Origin of the sequence: Microbaculum marinisediminis, assembly GCF_025397915.1 — a bacterium.
GTDB classification, from domain to species: domain Bacteria; phylum Pseudomonadota; class Alphaproteobacteria; order Rhizobiales; family Tepidamorphaceae; genus Microbaculum; species Microbaculum marinisediminis.
Window position 1 is genome coordinate 294,435 of sequence record NZ_JALIDZ010000006.1, and the last position, 14,811, is coordinate 309,245.

A 14,811-nucleotide genomic window follows, 5' to 3' on the forward strand; every position below is an offset into this window, starting at 1 on the left:
CGCACGCATTCGGCGACCGGTTCAGGTCCGGATCTCGCGTCCCTTGATCGGTTCGCGGTCGTCTATGAACAAGAGCCCGTCCGGCTTGAGGGCGGCCTTCAGCCGCACCATCGCGAGTTTTCCGGCCGCCGGATGACGACCGTCCAGCGCGCCGACCCGCATGGCAAAGGCCAGATCGAATGGCTCTTCGCCGTCTTCAAGCGCGAAATGCTCGATCGCGACGGTTCGCAATTCCAGTCGCCCGGCCTCGATTTCGGTTGCTGACGATTGGGTCGCGATCCCGATGGCCTTGGCGGAGCGATCTATCGCCACGACCTTGCCGTCGCCGATCCGCCGGGCGACTTCGCGCGCGGCAACGCCCGGGCCGCAGCCGATCTCAAGCACGCGAAGTCCCGGATCCAGCGGGAGGTCCGCGACGTAGTTAGCGATTCTGTCGGATGGTCTGCTGTTCATGCCCGCAGCAATCGTTGTGGAACCGCAACGTTTTCCCATCTTTGGTTGCATTTTGTAAAGTTCGCACGTGAGGCGTCGGCGACGTAAACAATGTCAGGAATGCCCGGCGTCGCGAGGGGGCTCCACCCCATGGCATGTTCGTTGTCTAGAGCAGCGACACCCGTTGCCCGGCGTGCCGCTCGATGCGGCCGGCGAGTTCCAGCTCGATCAGCGCCAGCATCAATTGTCCGTGTGAGAGCCCGGTCAGCCGCAGGATATCGTCGATGGCGACCGGACTCGGACCGATCGCGTCGATGACCCGGCGCCGGTCGGAATCATCGATATCGGCGGAGACCGGCCGACCGTCCTCCGGTTCGCCGAGCGGGGCGACCGGCGGGGCGAACAGCCCGAGCATTGGGCGCAGCACCTCCAGGACGTCCTCGGCGTTGCGCGTCAATGTGGCGCCGTCGCGGATCAGCCTGTTGGTTCCGTCCGCCCGCGGGTCCAGCGGCGAGCCGGGTACCGCGAAGACCTCGCGGCCCTGCTCCAGCGCGAATCGCGCCGTGATTAGCGACCCCGAGCGCGCCGCGGCCTCGACGATGACGACGCCGTATGAGGCGCCGGAGATGATCCGGTTGCGGCGGGGAAAATCCTTTGCGCGCGCGATCCAGTAAGGCGGCATCTCGGTGATCAGCGCGCCGTCGGCCTTGATCGCGTTGGCGAGATCGCCGTGTTCGGCTGGATAGATGTGGCCGTGCCCGCCGGCGAGGATCGCGATCGTGCCGGTCCTGACCGAGGCCTGGTGCGCGGCGGCATCGATGCCGCGGGCAAGGCCGGAGACGACCGCGAAGCCTTCCGCGCCGAGATCGTGCGCCAGGGTAGAGACGAGGCGCCGGCCGAGCGCCGAGCAATTGCGCGATCCCACGATCGCCACCGTCGGCATGTGGGTGACGTCGAGGCGCCCTGCCGCGTAGAGCAGCGGCGGTCCGCCCTCGGTATCGGAGAGCCGTTTCGGATAGCCCGGCTCGCCCCAGGCCACCAGCGTCGCGCCGAGACGTGCCGCCGTCTCTATCTCCCGCTCGGCATCGGCGCGCGAGCACACCTTGATGCGGCGCCTCAGCCCGCCGCGGGCGGACAGGTCGGGTAGGGCGTCAATTGCCGCAGCGGCGCTGCCGAAGCGGTTGACGAGGGCCCGGAACGTCGCCGGGCCGACATTTTCGGAGCGAAGGAGACGCAGCCAGTCGAGCTTCTGCGCGTCAGTCAGCGTTGCCTGCCGACTGCCGCCCGTGCCGGTCACGACTTGGCGCCGCCGATCCGGCCCTCTGTGCCGCTGACCAGCCGCTGGATATTGGCGCGATGGGCGATGAACAGCAGCGCGGTCAGGACGGCGAACAGCTCCGCTGCCTGCCACTCGCCCGACAGGACGAGCACGAACGGCGTCAGCGCGCTGGCGACCAGCGCCGACAGGGACGAATAGCGCGAGACGAATGCGGTCACGAGCCACATGGCGGCGAAGATCAGCATGGCCGGCCAGTAGAGGCCAAGCAGCACGCCGAGATAGGTCGCGACGCCCTTGCCGCCCTTGAACTTGAGCCAGACCGGGAATAGATGGCCGACGAAAGCGCCGAAACCGGCCAAAATCGCCGTATCCGGCCCCCATTGGGCGGCGACCAGCACCGCGACGGTGCCTTTCAGCGCATCCGCCAGCAGCGTTGCCGCCGCTAGCCCCTTGCGCCCGGTGCGCAGCACGTTGGTCGCCCCGATATTGCCGGACCCGATCGCGCGTACATCGCCGAGCCCCGCCATGCGGGTGAAGATCAGCCCGAACGGGATAGAGCCCAGCAGGTAGCCGAACAGCAGGGCCGCCAGCAAATAGGGCAGGGCGAGGCTCCAACTGATCGGATCGGGCATGGCGTCGGCCGGTGTCTGGTTCGGTTCAGTCCGAACCGTAGTCGTAGACCGTGCGTCCGGCAACGATGGTGCGCAGGACGCGGCCCTGCATGCGCGCATCCTCGAACGGCGTGTTCTTCGAGCGCGACGACAGCGCGCCGGCATCGACGATCCACGGCTCGTCCGGATCGAAGAACACGAGATCGGCCGGCCGCCCCATTTCCAGGCTGCCGCCTTCCAGACCGAGGATCGCCGCCGGCCGCGTCGACATGGCGTCGATCAGGCGCATGAGCGGGACGTCGCCGGAATGGTGCAAGCGCAGGGCCGCCGACAGGAGCGTCTCCAGGCCGATCGCGCCGACCTCGGCCTCCGCGAACGGATGCCGCTTTGTCTCGACGTCGTGCGGATCGTGGCTGGAAACGATGACGTCGATCAGCCCTTCGGCCAGCGCCGCGACGAGCGCCATGCGGTCGTCCTCGGAGCGCAGCGGCGGCGACAGCCTGACGAAGGTGCGGTAGGTGCCGATGTCGTTTTCGTTCAGCGCCAGATTGTTGATCGACACGCCTGCGGTGACCTTGATGCCGCGCTCCTTGGCGCGGCGCAGCGTCGTCAGCGAGCGGCCGGCGGACAGCTGGGCGGCGTGATAGCGCCCGCCCGCGAGGCCGACGAGCTTGAGATCGCGCGACAGCATCACCGTTTCGGCCTCGACCGGAATGCCCTTCAGGCCGAGGCGCGTCGCCATCTCGCCCTCGTGCATGACACCTTCGCCGACGAGATCGGGATCTTCGGGGTGATGGACGATGAGCGCGTCGAAATCGCCCGCGTAGGTGAGCACCCGGCGCATGGTCTGGGCGTTGGTGATCGCCCGCCGCCCGTTGGTGAAGGCGACCGCGCCGGCCGCCGACATCAGGCCGATCTCGGTCATCTCGGTGCCTGCGAGATCCCTGGTCAGCGCACCCATCGGCAGCAGCCGGACGATGGCGGTATCCCGCGCCAGCCGCTGGACGTAGTCCACCATGGCGACATCGTGGATCACCGGATCGGTGTCCGGCATGCAGATCATCGTGGTGACGCCGCCGGCCGCGGCGGCCCGGCTCGCCGAAGCGATCGTCTCGCGGTGCTCGAAACCCGGCTCGCCGGTAAAGACCTGCATGTCGATGAGGCCGGGCGCCAGCACCTTGGCCCCGCCGTCGATCACCTCGGTGCCGTCGAGAAAGGAACCGGCCTTCAGATGCGGCCCCACATCGGCGATGCGACCGCCGTCGATCAGCAGGCCGCCGATCTCGTCACGGCCGATTGACGGATCGATCAGGCGCACGTTGTGGAATCCGGTCGGACGGACCTTTTCCGGCTCGAAGCGTTCCGGCGACCCCCAGACTGGCATCGGTTTCCTCACGCGTTCGGAAGGTTGCTGGCGAGCGCCTCGAGCACCGCCATGCGGACCGCCACGCCCATCTCGACCTGCTCGCGGATGACGCTCTGCGGGCCGTCGGCGACGTCGCTGTCGATCTCGACACCGCGGTTCATCGGTCCGGGATGCATCACCAGCGCGTCCGGCCTGGCGAGCGTCAGCTTGGCGGCGTCGAGGCCGAAATAGTGGAAATACTCGCGCACCGACGGCACGAAGGCGCCGCTCATGCGCTCACGCTGGAGCCGCAGCATCATCACCACGTCCGCGTCCCTGATGCCGGAACGGATGTCGCGATGGACCTCGACGCCGATCCGGTCGATCGCCGCCGGCAGCAGGGTCGACGGGGCGACGACGCGCACCCGGGCGCCCATGGCATTGAGCAGCAGGATGTTCGAGCGGGCGACCCGGCTGTGCAGGACATCGCCGCAGATGGCTACGATCAAGCCCTGGAGGGCACCCTTGTGGCGTCGGATGGTCAGGGCGTCGAGCAGAGCCTGCGTCGGATGCTCGTGCGCGCCGTCGCCGGCATTGACGACGGAGCACCCGACCTTCCGGGCCAGCAACTCCACCGCGCCGGCGGCGTGATGGCGCACGACGATCAGGTCGGGATGCATGGCGTGCAGCGTCACCGCCGTATCCAGCAGCGTTTCGCCCTTCTTCACCGAAGACGAGCCGACCGACATGTTCATGACGTCGGCGCCAAGCCGCTTGCCCGCGAGCTCGAACGAGCTCTGCGTCCGGGTGGAGGCTTCGAAGAACAAGTTGATCTGGGTGCGCCCGCGCAACGTCGACAGCTTCTTTTCCACCTGCCGGTTGATATCGACGAAGCCGTCGGCGAGATCGAGCAGGCCCGAGATCTCGACCGGCGAAAGCTGGTCGATGCCAAGCAGGTGGCGATGCGGAAACGCGATCGGGCGGGGTTGGTGCGTGGTGGCCATTAAAAGCGTCCCTATAGGGGGAGTCCGGCGGTCCGGCAAGCGCGACCCCGGCGTTTGTCGGCGCTATCCACGGTTCGATGTGTCGCGATCAGGTCGGCCGGACGAGTTCGGGGTGGCCCTCGCCGTGTCTGTCATCGCCCGTGATCACCCGGTCGCGGCCGCTGCCCTTGGCGGCGTAGAGACGCTTGTCGGCCCGCGACAGCAGGGCCAGAAAATCATTTCCGTCTTCCGGCGAATGCGCGGCGCCGATGCTCACGGTCAGTGGGGCGTTCAGGTTCGGAATATCCAGCTTGCCCGCAAGCCGATGCAAACGCCGGGCGAGGTTGGACGCGTCCTCGCGCGCCCGGCCGGAGGTGATCACGACGAATTCGTCGCCGCCAAAGCGATAGATCCGGTCGACCTCGCGCAGGTCGCGCGTCAGCAGCTCGGCCAGGCCACGCAGCGCGGCATCGCCGACGAGGTGGCCCGAATCGTCGTTGAGCTGCTTGAAGTTGTCGATGTCGATGACCAGGACGCTGGCGATATCGCCGCTGGCGATGATCCGCGCCGTGCATTGCTCGGCCTCGGCCTCCATGCGGCTGCGGTCGGCGATACCGGTCAGGCCGTCGCGTCCGCTGCGTTCGAGCAGGGTTTCGTACCGCTCGCGGTAGGTCAGCGCGTCGAAGACGTCGGCAAGGCGGGGATGGGCGAGGCCGTCGAACATACGTCGTTCGAAATGGCGCAAATAGATGCCGGCAAGTACGGCATAGGCCACGGCCGCGATCGACTTGGCGATCAGGCCGCCATACAGGATTTCGACCGGGATGCCGGCGACCGCATGCAACACCGGCCAGAACGCCAGCTGGTCGAAGGCAAGGACGGCGACGCCGCTTATCGCGATCCGCAGCGTCATGTGCGGGCCGAGCCAGCGGCCGACCTGCTCGTAGATCAGGATGATCAGGATCCCGTCGATCAGCAGCAGGACCGTGCCCCAGATCATCAACAGGCCCATCTGGTCCAAGAACGGGAAGTCCGGCGACTGGTCCGCGCCGGGCAGCAGCGTGTTGGCGCCGAGGATCGCGACGAGGCCGATCGTCAGGACGTTTCCCGCGAATAGGCCGTAGATCGGCTGTCGCACGGCGATCGCGTCCTCGCGGATATAGACCAGCAGGAGCAGGATGATCTTTCCGGGAAACAGGATCGTGGAGCCGGGCGAGACGACGATGCCGAACGGCACGGCCACGTAGAAGGTGGCGGCGAGATAGGTTTCGAGGAAATGCATTGCGCCGAGCGCGCAGAAGAAGATGCCGATGCCGTAGCGGTGCCGAAGCCCGAACAGCGTCGCAAGGACGGAGAAGTACAAAACGAGCTGACACCCAAGCAGCCCGAGATCCCACAGTCCCACGAGGGCCCCCCGGAAAAGGCGAGTGCGCGAAAAAATCAGCGTGTCAGAATCACCCGACACGAGGATCGACGAGGTCGAACGCCTGAATAAGCGAGTGCCTTACGCTTGGGGAGTCCTGCCTTTGATTAAACAATAGGCAGATCCAAACCTCAGGCGAGCGCCATCAGCGCGAGCCACAGGGGCAGGGTGATCGCCGCCGCCATCGTCTGCAATGTGATGATCTCGGCCATCAGCTTGGCGTCGCCGCCCATCTGGCGCGCCAGCAGATACCCGTTCGACGCCGTCGGCACCGCCAGGGCGACCACCGCGGTGCCGAGCGCGGTGCCGGTGAGCCCGAACAGCGATGCATAGACCAGACCGATCGCCGGCATCACGATCAGCCTCAGCCCGGTTCCGAAGAGATGGGCGGGCCCCGGACGGCGCAGTGATGACAGATCGAGACCGAGGCCGACGGCAACCAGCGCCACGGCCAGGCCGGCGCGCCCGAAAATGTCGAGGCTCGCCGCGATCGGCCCGGGGATCGAGAGGCCGGCAATGCTCAGCGCCAGGCCGACGACGCAGGCGATGATCAGCGGGTTCTTCGCGATCTCCCGGAGCAGGATCCGCGCCGGCGGGCGTGTCGTCCCGCCGTGATGCGCCAGAACGACGACGGATATCAGGTTGAGGATCGGCACCATGGCGACGATCGCCACGGCGACCAGCGTCAGCCCCTCCTTGCCGAACAGGCTTCCCGACAGCGCCAGTGCGATGAACGTATTCCACCGGGCCGCGCCCTGGAACACCGAGGTGAAGGCGGGACCGTCCACGCGGAACCGGTTCTTCAGGATGGGATAGAGGGCGAGGCACAGCGCCGTCATCGTCAGCACCGAGAGCAACAGCGTCGCGCCCAGCGCCTGCCAGGGCAGGGCGCCGTAATCGGCACTGGCCAGCGTCAGCACGATCAGGCAGGGAAACAGAACGTAGTAGGCGAGCCGCTCGATGCCCGCCCGGCCGGCGTCGTCGATGATGCCGAAACGATGGATGGCCCAGCCCGTCGCGATGACGATGAGGACGGGCAGGATACTGTACAGGGCTGCATGCATGGCGGACCTGGCTAAAGGGAGGTGAGGCGGTCGAGCGCGCCTTGCAGGATGTAGGCGGCGGCGACCTTGTCGACGATCTCGGCGCGTTTCTTGCGGCTCGTGTCCGCCTCGATCATCGCCCGTGTGACAGCAACCGTCGACAGCCGTTCGTCCCACAGGAGGATCGGCAGTTCGACGACGCCGGCCAGGTTGCGGGCGAAGGCGCGCGCCGCCTGCGCCTTGGGCCCGGCGGTGCCGTCCATGTTGAGCGGCAGGCCGATGACGATGCCGGTGACCTTGTTGTCCGTGCACAGCTTGCCGATGGCCGGCCCGTTTTCCTTGAACTTCGCTTTCTTCAGGCCGAGCAGCGGCGAGGCGATCCGCCATCCGGCGTCGCAGATTGCGATGCCGATGGTCTTTTCGCCGGGGTCGATCCCGAGCAGCGCCCCCTGTGTCGGCAGGGTGGCGGCGAACTCTTCGGCGTTTTCGGTGGGCGCGGTCATGGGCGCCTCCTAGCAGATACCGCGGCGCCTGGCAGCGGTTGTTGGCGGGAAATGGCCGTGTATAACCTCAAGACGAGATAAACGCGGCGTCGCGGCCGCCAATACGGAGGCGATTTCCATGAAGGTAACCTGGTTCGGCCACTCGGCCTTCCGTGTCGAGACCGGCAACGCCGTCATCATGATCGACCCGTTCCTGAGCGGCAATCCGACCTGGGACGGCTCCGTGGAGGAGGCAAGCGCCGGCGCCACCCACGTGGTGCTCACCCACGGCCACAGCGATCACATCGGCGACACGGTCGATATCTGCAAGGCGACGGGCGCGGTGCTGATCGCCAATTTCGAGATCTGCATGTACCTGGCGGCCAGGGGCGTCGAGAATTTCAGTCCCGGCAACCACGGCGGCACGCAGTCCTTCGATAACTTCGACGTCTCCTTCGTCCAGGCATGGCATTCCTCCTCGGAGATCGAGGACGGTGGCAGGCCGCTCTATCTCGGCAATCCGGCCGGCGTCGTCGTCGCCTCCAAGGCGGAGCAGGGCAAGGTGCTCTACCACATGGGGGATACCGACATTTTCTCCGACATGGGCCTGATCAACGAGATCTACCGACCGACCGTCGGCATCGTTCCGATCGGCGACCGCTTCACCATGGGCGCGAAGCTCGCCGCGATGGCCTGCACCAAGTACTTCGCGTTCGACACGATCATCCCCTGCCACTACGGCACCTTCCCGATCATCGACCAGACGGCCGACAAGTTCGTCGCCGAGGCGGCGGGGCTGAACGTGGTGGTGCCGGACCGGGGCGTCGCCGTCGATCTCTAGGTCCGGGGACTGACCTGCGCCCCGCGCGCGAGGCGTCGGGTTGCCGGGCCGCCCGCGCCGGTGATATAGCCGGCGCGACCTTTCTCATACTCTGTCCATCGGAAGCTGTCCCATGTCGGTCGACATCGACACCGTGAAGCGCATCGCGCGACTGGCCCGCATCGCCGTGAGCGAGGAGGAGGCCCAGGGCCTCCAGGGTGAGCTCAACTCGATCCTCGGCTGGGTGGAGCAACTGAGCGAGCTCGACGTCGACGACGTCGAGCCCATGACCTCCGTCGTCCAGGTTGCGATGAAGAAGCGCGAGGATGAAGTGACCGACGGCGATATCGCCGCCGACATCGTCGCCAACGCGCCGGAGACCGAGGACAACTATTTCGTCGTGCCCAAGGTCGTCGAGTAGGACGCCTGCGGGGCTTCTTGAAGAAAACCGCTGAACCGCTGACCACGCACTGACGAACATGACCGATCTCACCGAACTGACCATCGCCGAAGCCCGTGACGGCCTGAAGGCGAAGACACTCTCCGCCGTCGAGCTGACCGACGCCTATCTGAAGGCGATGGAAGCGGCGCGCGGCCTGAACGCCTATGTCGCCGAAACCCCGGAAAAGGCGCGCGAGATGGCCGCCGCTTCCGACGCCCGTATCGCGACGGGCGAGGCGCGGCCGCTGGAAGGCATTCCGCTCGGCATCAAGGACCTGTTCTGCACCGAGGGCGTGCACAGCCAGGCCGGCAGCCACGTGCTCGATGGCTTCAAGCCGACCTACGAATCGACCGTCACCGCCAATCTTTGGGCCGACGGCGCGGTGATGCTCGGCAAGCTCAACATGGACGAGTTCGCCATGGGCTCGTCCAACGAGACCTCCTACTACGGCCCGGTGATCAGCCCGTGGCGGTCGAACGCCAACAATGCCGATCTGGTGCCGGGCGGGTCGTCCGGCGGCTCTGCGGCCGCGGTCGCCGCGCGGCTCTGCGCCGGCGCCACGGCCACCGACACCGGCGGATCGATCCGCCAGCCGGCCGCCTTCACCGGCACGGTCGGCATCAAGCCGACCTACGGGCGCTGCTCGCGCTGGGGGACGGTCGCCTTTGCGTCCTCGCTGGACCAGGCAGGGCCGATCGCCCGCGATGTCCGCGACGCGGCGATCATGCTGAAGTCGATGGCCTCGGTCGATCCAAAGGACACCACGTCCGTGGATATCGAGGTGCCGGACTACGAGGCGGCGATCGGCAAGTCGATCAAGGGCATGCGCATCGGCATCCCGAAGGAGTACCGAATCGACGGCATGCCCGCCGAGATCGAGGAGATGTGGCAGAAGGGCGCCGCCTGGCTGAAGGATGCCGGCGCCGAACTCGTCGATATCTCGCTGCCGCACACGAAATATGCGCTGCCGGCCTATTACATCGTGGCGCCGGCCGAGGCCTCGTCCAACCTCGCCCGCTACGACGGCGTGCGCTACGGGTTGCGCGTCGACGGCGACGATATCGTCGACATGTACGAGAAATCCCGGTCTGCGGGATTCGGCGCAGAGGTGAAGCGCCGCGTGCTGATCGGCACCTACGTGCTCTCGGCGGGCTACTACGACGCCTATTACCTGCGCGCCCAGAAGGTCCGCACCCTGATCAAGCGCGATTTCGAGACCGTCTTCGCCGACGGAATCGACACGATCCTGACGCCCGCCACGCCGTCCGCCGCCTTCGGCGTCGCGGCGATGTCGACGGCCTCGCCGATCGAGATGTACCTGAACGACGTCTTCACCGTGACGGTCAACATGGCCGGCCTGCCGGGTATCGCCGTTCCCGCCGGCCTCAATGCCGAAGGTCTGCCGCTGGGGCTGCAACTGATCGGCCGTCCGTTCGACGAATCGACACTGTTCCAGGCCGCCAAGGTTGTCGAAGACGCCGCCGGCTCGTTCGCGCCGAAGCGCTGGTGGGCCTGAGTTCCGGACCGCACACGCGGTTTATCCGGGCGCGACGCGGACCGCTCCGCGTCGGGTTAGCCTTGATATCGGCTCAATGAGCCCTTAATCACGGGCGCCGAACGATGGTTCGCATGTCTGTTTGCGCCGGGGATTGCAGACGGGCAGGCGGCCGCGATATTTTGTCGGCCCGGACGGGCCCGCCGATTGTACGGCGTCGAGAAAAGAGAGCGCGGGCGGAACTGAATGTCCGACATTTTTCGCGAAGTCGAAGAAGATGTCCGCCGGGAACAGGCCAAGGAGCTCTGGGACCGGTTCGGGGCCTATGTGATTGGCGTTGCCGTCTTGATCGTCGTGGTCACGGCGGGCTGGCGCGGCTGGGAATGGTATTCCGCCCAGCAGGCTGCGCAGGCCGGTGCCGAGTACTACGAGGCGATGCAGCTTGCCGATGATGGCAAGTCCGAAGAAGCCCAGGCCGCGTTCGAGGCGATCGCCAAGGAAGGCGGCGGCTTCGGTACGCTTGCCCGTCTGCGCGCCGCGGCCGGCAAGGCGGCGGCAGGCGACGCGCAGGGCGCGCTCGCCGATTACGACGCCATCGCCTCCAATTCGGCGCTCCCAGTCGATCTGCGCAACGTCGCCCGCGTGCGCGCCGCCTATCTCCAGCTCGAAGCCAATGATCGCGCCGGCGTCGAGCAGCGCGTCGGTCAGATGGCCGTTGAAGGCAATCCATGGCGGGCGTCGGCGCGGGAGCTTCTCGGCCTTGCCGCCTATCAGGCCGGCGACTACGAGGTCGCGACCCAGCGCTTCGAAGAACTTCTCGGTGACAATGAAACACCGCAGGAGATGCGCGCGCGCGCTCAGTTGATGATCGCGCTTCTCGCCGCCGACCGTGCCCCGGCCCCGGCCCCGACCGAGGCCGACGCTGCGACGGATGCTCAGTGATGGCGGTATTTCGTACGCGATCGGCCCGGATCCTGCCGGCCGTCCTCATGGTCGGCGCCTTTGCCCTGTCGGCTTGCGACAGCGCGCCGTCGCTTGAGGACCTGAGCCTCGTCGCCAACCCCTTCGCGGAGAAGGAGAAGCGTCTCCCGGGCGAGCGCCGCGCCGTGATCCAGTCCACTGACGGCCTAGTGATCGATGAATCCGCCGCCGCCGCGCCGGTCAGTCTGCCGGCTGCCAAGGATATCGGCGACTGGTCGCAGCCTGGCGGCAACGCCGCCAACGCGCCCGGCAACGTCGCCGTCGGCAGCGGCGGGTCCACCTGGGCGGCATCGGTCGCCAAGGTCGACCGCAAGGGACGCCTGTCGTCGCGGCCGATCGTCTATCGCGGCCTTGTCATCGTCATGGATCAGAAGGCCAGCGTTTCGGCCTATAGTCTGAACGGCGGCGGCCGCGGCTGGACGGTTTCGCTCAGGCCCGAGAAGGAAGACAGCCCGAGCTTCAATGGCGGGGTCGCCGCGGAGGGTGGTTTCGTCATCGCCGCAACGGGGTATGGCACCGTCGCCGGCATCAGCGCGAACGACGGCGGAATCCTCTGGTCGGTCGAGCTCGGCGCGCCCGCGCGCAGCGCCCCGACGATCGCCAACGGCAAGGCCTACGTCGTTTCCTCGGACAACATCGTCTACGCGATCGCCATCGATACCGGCGAGACCGTATGGACCTATTCGGGAATCGGCTCCTCGGCCGGTGTGCTGGGCAATGCGAGCCCGGCCGTCGTCGGCAATCAGGTGATCGTGCCCTATTCGTCCGGCGAAATCCTGTCCTTCGACACCGAGAACGGCGAGCCGAAGTGGCTCGACGCGCTGACCGGCGCCAGCCGCTTCACCGCCGTCTCCGGTCTGACCGATGTCGCCGCGTCTCCGGTCGTCTACGAGGGCTCCGTCTACGCGGTGTCCGTCTCGGGACGGATGATCGGCGTCAGTGTGAAGGACGGCAACCGCCTGTGGGCGCAGAACGTCGCCAGCGCCCATACGCCCGCGGTCGCCGGCAACGCGATCTTCGCGACCACGCTCGGCGGGACCGTTGTCGCGCTCGACCGCAAGAACGGTGCGGTGCGCTGGATATCGGACCTGACGCCGGAGACCGGAGACAAGAAAAAGAAGAAGAACGACGTGTTCAGCCTTGCCGGTCCGCTGCTGGCCGGCGGCCAGCTCTGGGTCGGCACCTCCGACGGGCGGATCATCACGCTCGATCCCTCGAGCGGGTCGGTCGTATCCGCCCAGACCGTCGGCAGCCCCGTCTATGTCAACCCGATCGCCGCCGGTGGCCGCATTCTGGTCCTCGACAATTCGGGCAAGCTCACCGCCTATAACTAGGCGAACGAGCGAAAGGGCAGGGCGATGGCGCCTCCGCTACGGCCCCTCAAGGTCGCGATCATCGGCCGTCCCAACGTCGGCAAGTCGACGCTGTTCAATCGGCTCGTCGGCCGCAAGATCGCGCTCGTCGACGACCGGCCGGGCGTGACCCGGGACCGTCGCGAGGGCACCGCCGAACTCGGCGATCTCCTGATCACCCTGATCGATACCGCCGGTCTCGAGGAGGCCGATCCGGGAAGCCTGGAAGGCCGCATGCGCGCCCAGACCGAGCGCGCCGTCGACGAGGCCGACGTGTCGCTGTTCCTGATCGACGCGCGCGCCGGCCTGACGCCGACCGACCGCCATTTCGCCGACATGCTGCGCAAGACCGGCAAGCCGGTCGTCCTCGTCGCCAACAAGTGCGAGGGCGCAGCGGGCGATCCCGGTTTCTACGAGTCCTTCGCGCTCGGCTTCGGCGAGCCGGTCGCCTTTTCCGCCGAGCACGGGCTCGGCCTTGCCGACCTGCACGAGGCCCTGCGGGCGCATCTGCCGGACGAGCAGCCGGAAGACGAGGCCGCGGCGCCGGAGGACGACGGTACGGTCCGCATCGCCGTCGTCGGACGTCCGAACGCGGGCAAGTCGACGCTCGTCAATCGGCTGATCGGCGAAGATCGCATGCTGACCGGCCCGGAAGCCGGCATCACCCGCGACGCGATCGCGGTCGACTGGGAATGGAAAGGCCGGCCGGTCCGCCTGGTCGATACCGCCGGCCTGCGCCGCAAGGCGCGGGTGCAGGAGAAGCTGGAGAAGCTGTCCGTCGGGGATGCGCTACGCGCGATCCGGGCCGCCGAGGTGGTGATCCTCGTCGTCGACGAGCAGATGCCCTTCGAGAAGCAGGATCTGCAGATCGCCGATCTGGTGACGCGTGAGGGCCGTGCGCTTGTCATCGCCGTTAACAAGTGGGACCGCTGCGAGGAGCCCGACACCCGCATCCGCGAGCTGCGCGAGATGGCCGACCGTCTGCTGCCGCAGGTGCGCGGCATGCCGCTTGTCCCGGTCTCGGCGCTGACCGGCTACGGTCTGCCGAAGCTCATGCAGGCGGTCTTCAAGGTGCGCGAGCGCTGGGAGCGGCGTGTGCCGACATCGGAGCTGAACCGCTGGTTCGCGGCCTTGATCGAGCACCATCCCCCGCCGGCGGTCGCCGGCCGGCGCATCAAGCTGCGCTACGTGACCCAGGGCGCGAGCCGTCCGCCGACCTTCATCACGTTTGGAACGCGCGTCGACGCGCTTCCCGAATCCTACCGGCGCTATCTGCTGAATGGCCTGCGTGAGGCGTTCGATCTCGTCGGCGTGCCGGTGCGCCTGTACCTGCGCAAGACCGAGAACCCGTACGAGAAGAGCTAGCCGTCGATCGGCGCCGGCGGCTGCGGCCTGAGCCAGGTCTTCTGCGGGAAGCTGTAGATCAGCCCGTTATGGGTCTGGGCGGGCAGCACCATCTCGACGATCGCGGGCGCCACGTCCTCGGGCTTCGGCAGGTCGGAGAGATCCTGGCCGCGGAACAGCATCTGCTGCATGCGGGTGAACACCCGGCCGGGCCCGAACAGGTTCACCTTGATGCCGAACTGCTCGACCTCGGCGGCATAGGTCCGCGCCAGAAGCTCCAGCCCCGCCTTCGAGGCCGCATAGGCCGAATGGTAGGGCTGGCCCATATGGGCGAGGCCCGAGGTCACGAACACCGCGCGGGCGGCGTCCGACTGGCGCATCAACGGATCGAGCGAGCGGATCAGCCGCCAGTTGGCGGTCAGATTGACGGCGATGGCCTCGTCCCAGTCCTTGGCGCGGATATGGCCGACAGGCGTGAGCGCGCCGGCGATGCCGGCGTTGCCGACGAGAATGTCGAGCTTGCCCCAGCGCTTGTGGATTGCGCCGCCCAGCCGGTCGATCGCCGCCATATCGGCAAGCGAGAACGGCACGAGGGTGGCGCTCGATCCGGCTTTCCGGATCTCGTCGTCGAGCTCCTCAAGCGCGCCGGTGGTGCGGGCTATGGCGATGATGTGCGCGCCCTCGCGGGCAAGGGCGATGGCGGCGGCGCGGCCGATGCCGCGCGACGCACCGGTGACGACCGCGATGCGGTTTTCCAGACGACGTTCCATGGCGCTGCG

The 14,811-nt window shown here is 67.3% G+C and carries 15 protein-coding genes; 6 read left to right on the plus strand and 9 right to left on the minus strand.

The genetic code is table 11. The features are described 5' to 3' along the window. Positions 1-21 precede the first annotated feature (21 nt). The 8 genes from MUB46_RS15095 to ruvX all read right to left on the minus strand — a co-directional run bounded on the left by MUB46_RS15095 (position 22) and on the right by ruvX (position 7,619). Positions 22-453, minus strand: coding sequence for a class I SAM-dependent methyltransferase (locus MUB46_RS15095; RefSeq protein ID WP_315902746.1), 432 nt, complete (start codon positions 451-453; stop codon positions 22-24). Between the two features lie 145 nt (positions 454-598). Next, positions 599-1,729, minus strand: coding sequence for a DNA-processing protein DprA (gene dprA, locus MUB46_RS15100; protein WP_261616764.1), 1,131 nt, complete (start codon positions 1,727-1,729; stop codon positions 599-601). Next, positions 1,726-2,343: a glycerol-3-phosphate 1-O-acyltransferase PlsY gene (plsY, locus tag MUB46_RS15105; protein WP_261616765.1), complete on the minus strand. Its 618-nt coding sequence runs from the start codon at positions 2,341-2,343 to the stop codon at positions 1,726-1,728. Before plsY ends, dprA begins: the two co-directional genes overlap by 4 nt. Positions 2,344-2,368: 25 nt before the next feature. Continuing rightward, positions 2,369-3,706 carry a dihydroorotase gene (locus MUB46_RS15110; protein ID WP_261616766.1) on the minus strand — a complete coding sequence of 446 codons (1,338 nt, stop codon included), beginning with the start codon at positions 3,704-3,706 and terminating at the stop codon, positions 2,369-2,371. A gap of 8 nt (positions 3,707-3,714) precedes the next feature. Then, positions 3,715-4,671, minus strand: coding sequence for an aspartate carbamoyltransferase catalytic subunit (locus MUB46_RS15115; RefSeq protein ID WP_261616767.1), 957 nt, complete (start codon positions 4,669-4,671; stop codon positions 3,715-3,717). A gap of 88 nt (positions 4,672-4,759) precedes the next feature. After that, positions 4,760-6,055, minus strand: a complete 1,296-nt coding sequence (locus tag MUB46_RS15120) for a GGDEF domain-containing protein (RefSeq protein ID WP_261616768.1) — start codon at positions 6,053-6,055, stop codon at positions 4,760-4,762. A 149-nt stretch (positions 6,056-6,204) separates the two neighbouring features. Then, positions 6,205-7,137: an AEC family transporter gene (locus MUB46_RS15125; protein ID WP_261616769.1), complete on the minus strand. Its 933-nt coding sequence runs from the start codon at positions 7,135-7,137 to the stop codon at positions 6,205-6,207. 11 nt (positions 7,138-7,148) lie between these two features. Further along, positions 7,149-7,619, minus strand: coding sequence for a Holliday junction resolvase RuvX (gene ruvX, locus MUB46_RS15130; RefSeq protein ID WP_261616770.1), 471 nt, complete (start codon positions 7,617-7,619; stop codon positions 7,149-7,151). A gap of 118 nt (positions 7,620-7,737) precedes the next feature. Here ruvX and MUB46_RS15135 point away from each other — a divergent pair, with 118 nt between their 5' ends. The 6 genes from MUB46_RS15135 to der all read left to right on the plus strand — a co-directional run bounded on the left by MUB46_RS15135 (position 7,738) and on the right by der (position 14,053). Next, positions 7,738-8,439 carry a metal-dependent hydrolase gene (locus MUB46_RS15135; RefSeq protein WP_261616771.1) on the plus strand — a complete coding sequence of 234 codons (702 nt, stop codon included), beginning with the start codon at positions 7,738-7,740 and terminating at the stop codon, positions 8,437-8,439. A 112-nt stretch (positions 8,440-8,551) separates the two neighbouring features. Further along, entirely contained in the window at positions 8,552-8,839 is a 288-nt protein-coding gene (gene gatC, locus MUB46_RS15140) for an Asp-tRNA(Asn)/Glu-tRNA(Gln) amidotransferase subunit GatC (protein WP_261616772.1), read from the plus strand. 58 nt (positions 8,840-8,897) lie between these two features. Then, entirely contained in the window at positions 8,898-10,376 is a 1,479-nt protein-coding gene (gene gatA / locus MUB46_RS15145; RefSeq protein WP_261616773.1) for an Asp-tRNA(Asn)/Glu-tRNA(Gln) amidotransferase subunit GatA, read from the plus strand. Positions 10,377-10,601: 225 nt separating this feature from the next. Further along, the gene (locus MUB46_RS15150) at positions 10,602-11,297 is read left to right on the plus strand and encodes a tetratricopeptide repeat protein (protein WP_261616774.1); all 696 of its coding nucleotides are present in this window, start codon (positions 10,602-10,604) and stop codon (positions 11,295-11,297) included. Further along, entirely contained in the window at positions 11,297-12,670 is a 1,374-nt protein-coding gene (locus tag MUB46_RS15155) for an outer membrane protein assembly factor BamB family protein (protein ID WP_261616775.1), read from the plus strand. Before MUB46_RS15150 ends, MUB46_RS15155 begins: the two co-directional genes overlap by 1 nt. Positions 12,671-12,694: 24 nt before the next feature. After that, positions 12,695-14,053 carry a ribosome biogenesis GTPase Der gene (der, locus tag MUB46_RS15160; RefSeq protein ID WP_261616776.1) on the plus strand — a complete coding sequence of 453 codons (1,359 nt, stop codon included), beginning with the start codon at positions 12,695-12,697 and terminating at the stop codon, positions 14,051-14,053. On the opposite strand, the gene MUB46_RS15165 is transcribed toward der, so the two are convergent. Then, positions 14,050-14,802 (minus strand): SDR family NAD(P)-dependent oxidoreductase, encoded by a 753-nt coding sequence (locus tag MUB46_RS15165; RefSeq protein ID WP_261616777.1) that lies wholly within the window; start codon positions 14,800-14,802, stop codon positions 14,050-14,052. The two genes, der and MUB46_RS15165, sit on opposite strands and share 4 nt — an antisense overlap. Positions 14,803-14,811: the final 9 nt, after the last annotated feature.

What these genes read in the sequence shown, in the direction of transcription:
- gatA (WP_261616773.1), top strand. Translation starts at nt 8,898, where the DNA reads ATGACCGATCTCACCGAACTGACCATCGCCGAAGCCCGTGACGGCCTG.
- ruvX (WP_261616770.1), bottom strand. Translation starts at nt 7,619, where the DNA reads ATGACCGCGCCCACCGAAAACGCCGAAGAGTTCGCCGCCACCCTGCCG.
- MUB46_RS15095 (WP_315902746.1), bottom strand. Translation starts at nt 453, where the DNA reads ATGAACAGCAGACCATCCGACAGAATCGCTAACTACGTCGCGGACCTC.
- MUB46_RS15110 (WP_261616766.1), bottom strand. Translation starts at nt 3,706, where the DNA reads ATGCCAGTCTGGGGGTCGCCGGAACGCTTCGAGCCGGAAAAGGTCCGT.
- MUB46_RS15165 (WP_261616777.1), bottom strand. Translation starts at nt 14,802, where the DNA reads ATGGAACGTCGTCTGGAAAACCGCATCGCGGTCGTCACCGGTGCGTCG.
- MUB46_RS15150 (WP_261616774.1), top strand. Translation starts at nt 10,602, where the DNA reads ATGTCCGACATTTTTCGCGAAGTCGAAGAAGATGTCCGCCGGGAACAG.
- gatC (WP_261616772.1), top strand. Translation starts at nt 8,552, where the DNA reads ATGTCGGTCGACATCGACACCGTGAAGCGCATCGCGCGACTGGCCCGC.
- MUB46_RS15115 (WP_261616767.1), bottom strand. Translation starts at nt 4,671, where the DNA reads ATGGCCACCACGCACCAACCCCGCCCGATCGCGTTTCCGCATCGCCAC.
- MUB46_RS15125 (WP_261616769.1), bottom strand. Translation starts at nt 7,137, where the DNA reads ATGCATGCAGCCCTGTACAGTATCCTGCCCGTCCTCATCGTCATCGCG.
- der (WP_261616776.1), top strand. Translation starts at nt 12,695, where the DNA reads ATGGCGCCTCCGCTACGGCCCCTCAAGGTCGCGATCATCGGCCGTCCC.
- MUB46_RS15135 (WP_261616771.1), top strand. Translation starts at nt 7,738, where the DNA reads ATGAAGGTAACCTGGTTCGGCCACTCGGCCTTCCGTGTCGAGACCGGC.
- plsY (WP_261616765.1), bottom strand. Translation starts at nt 2,343, where the DNA reads ATGCCCGATCCGATCAGTTGGAGCCTCGCCCTGCCCTATTTGCTGGCG.
- MUB46_RS15155 (WP_261616775.1), top strand. Translation starts at nt 11,297, where the DNA reads ATGGCGGTATTTCGTACGCGATCGGCCCGGATCCTGCCGGCCGTCCTC.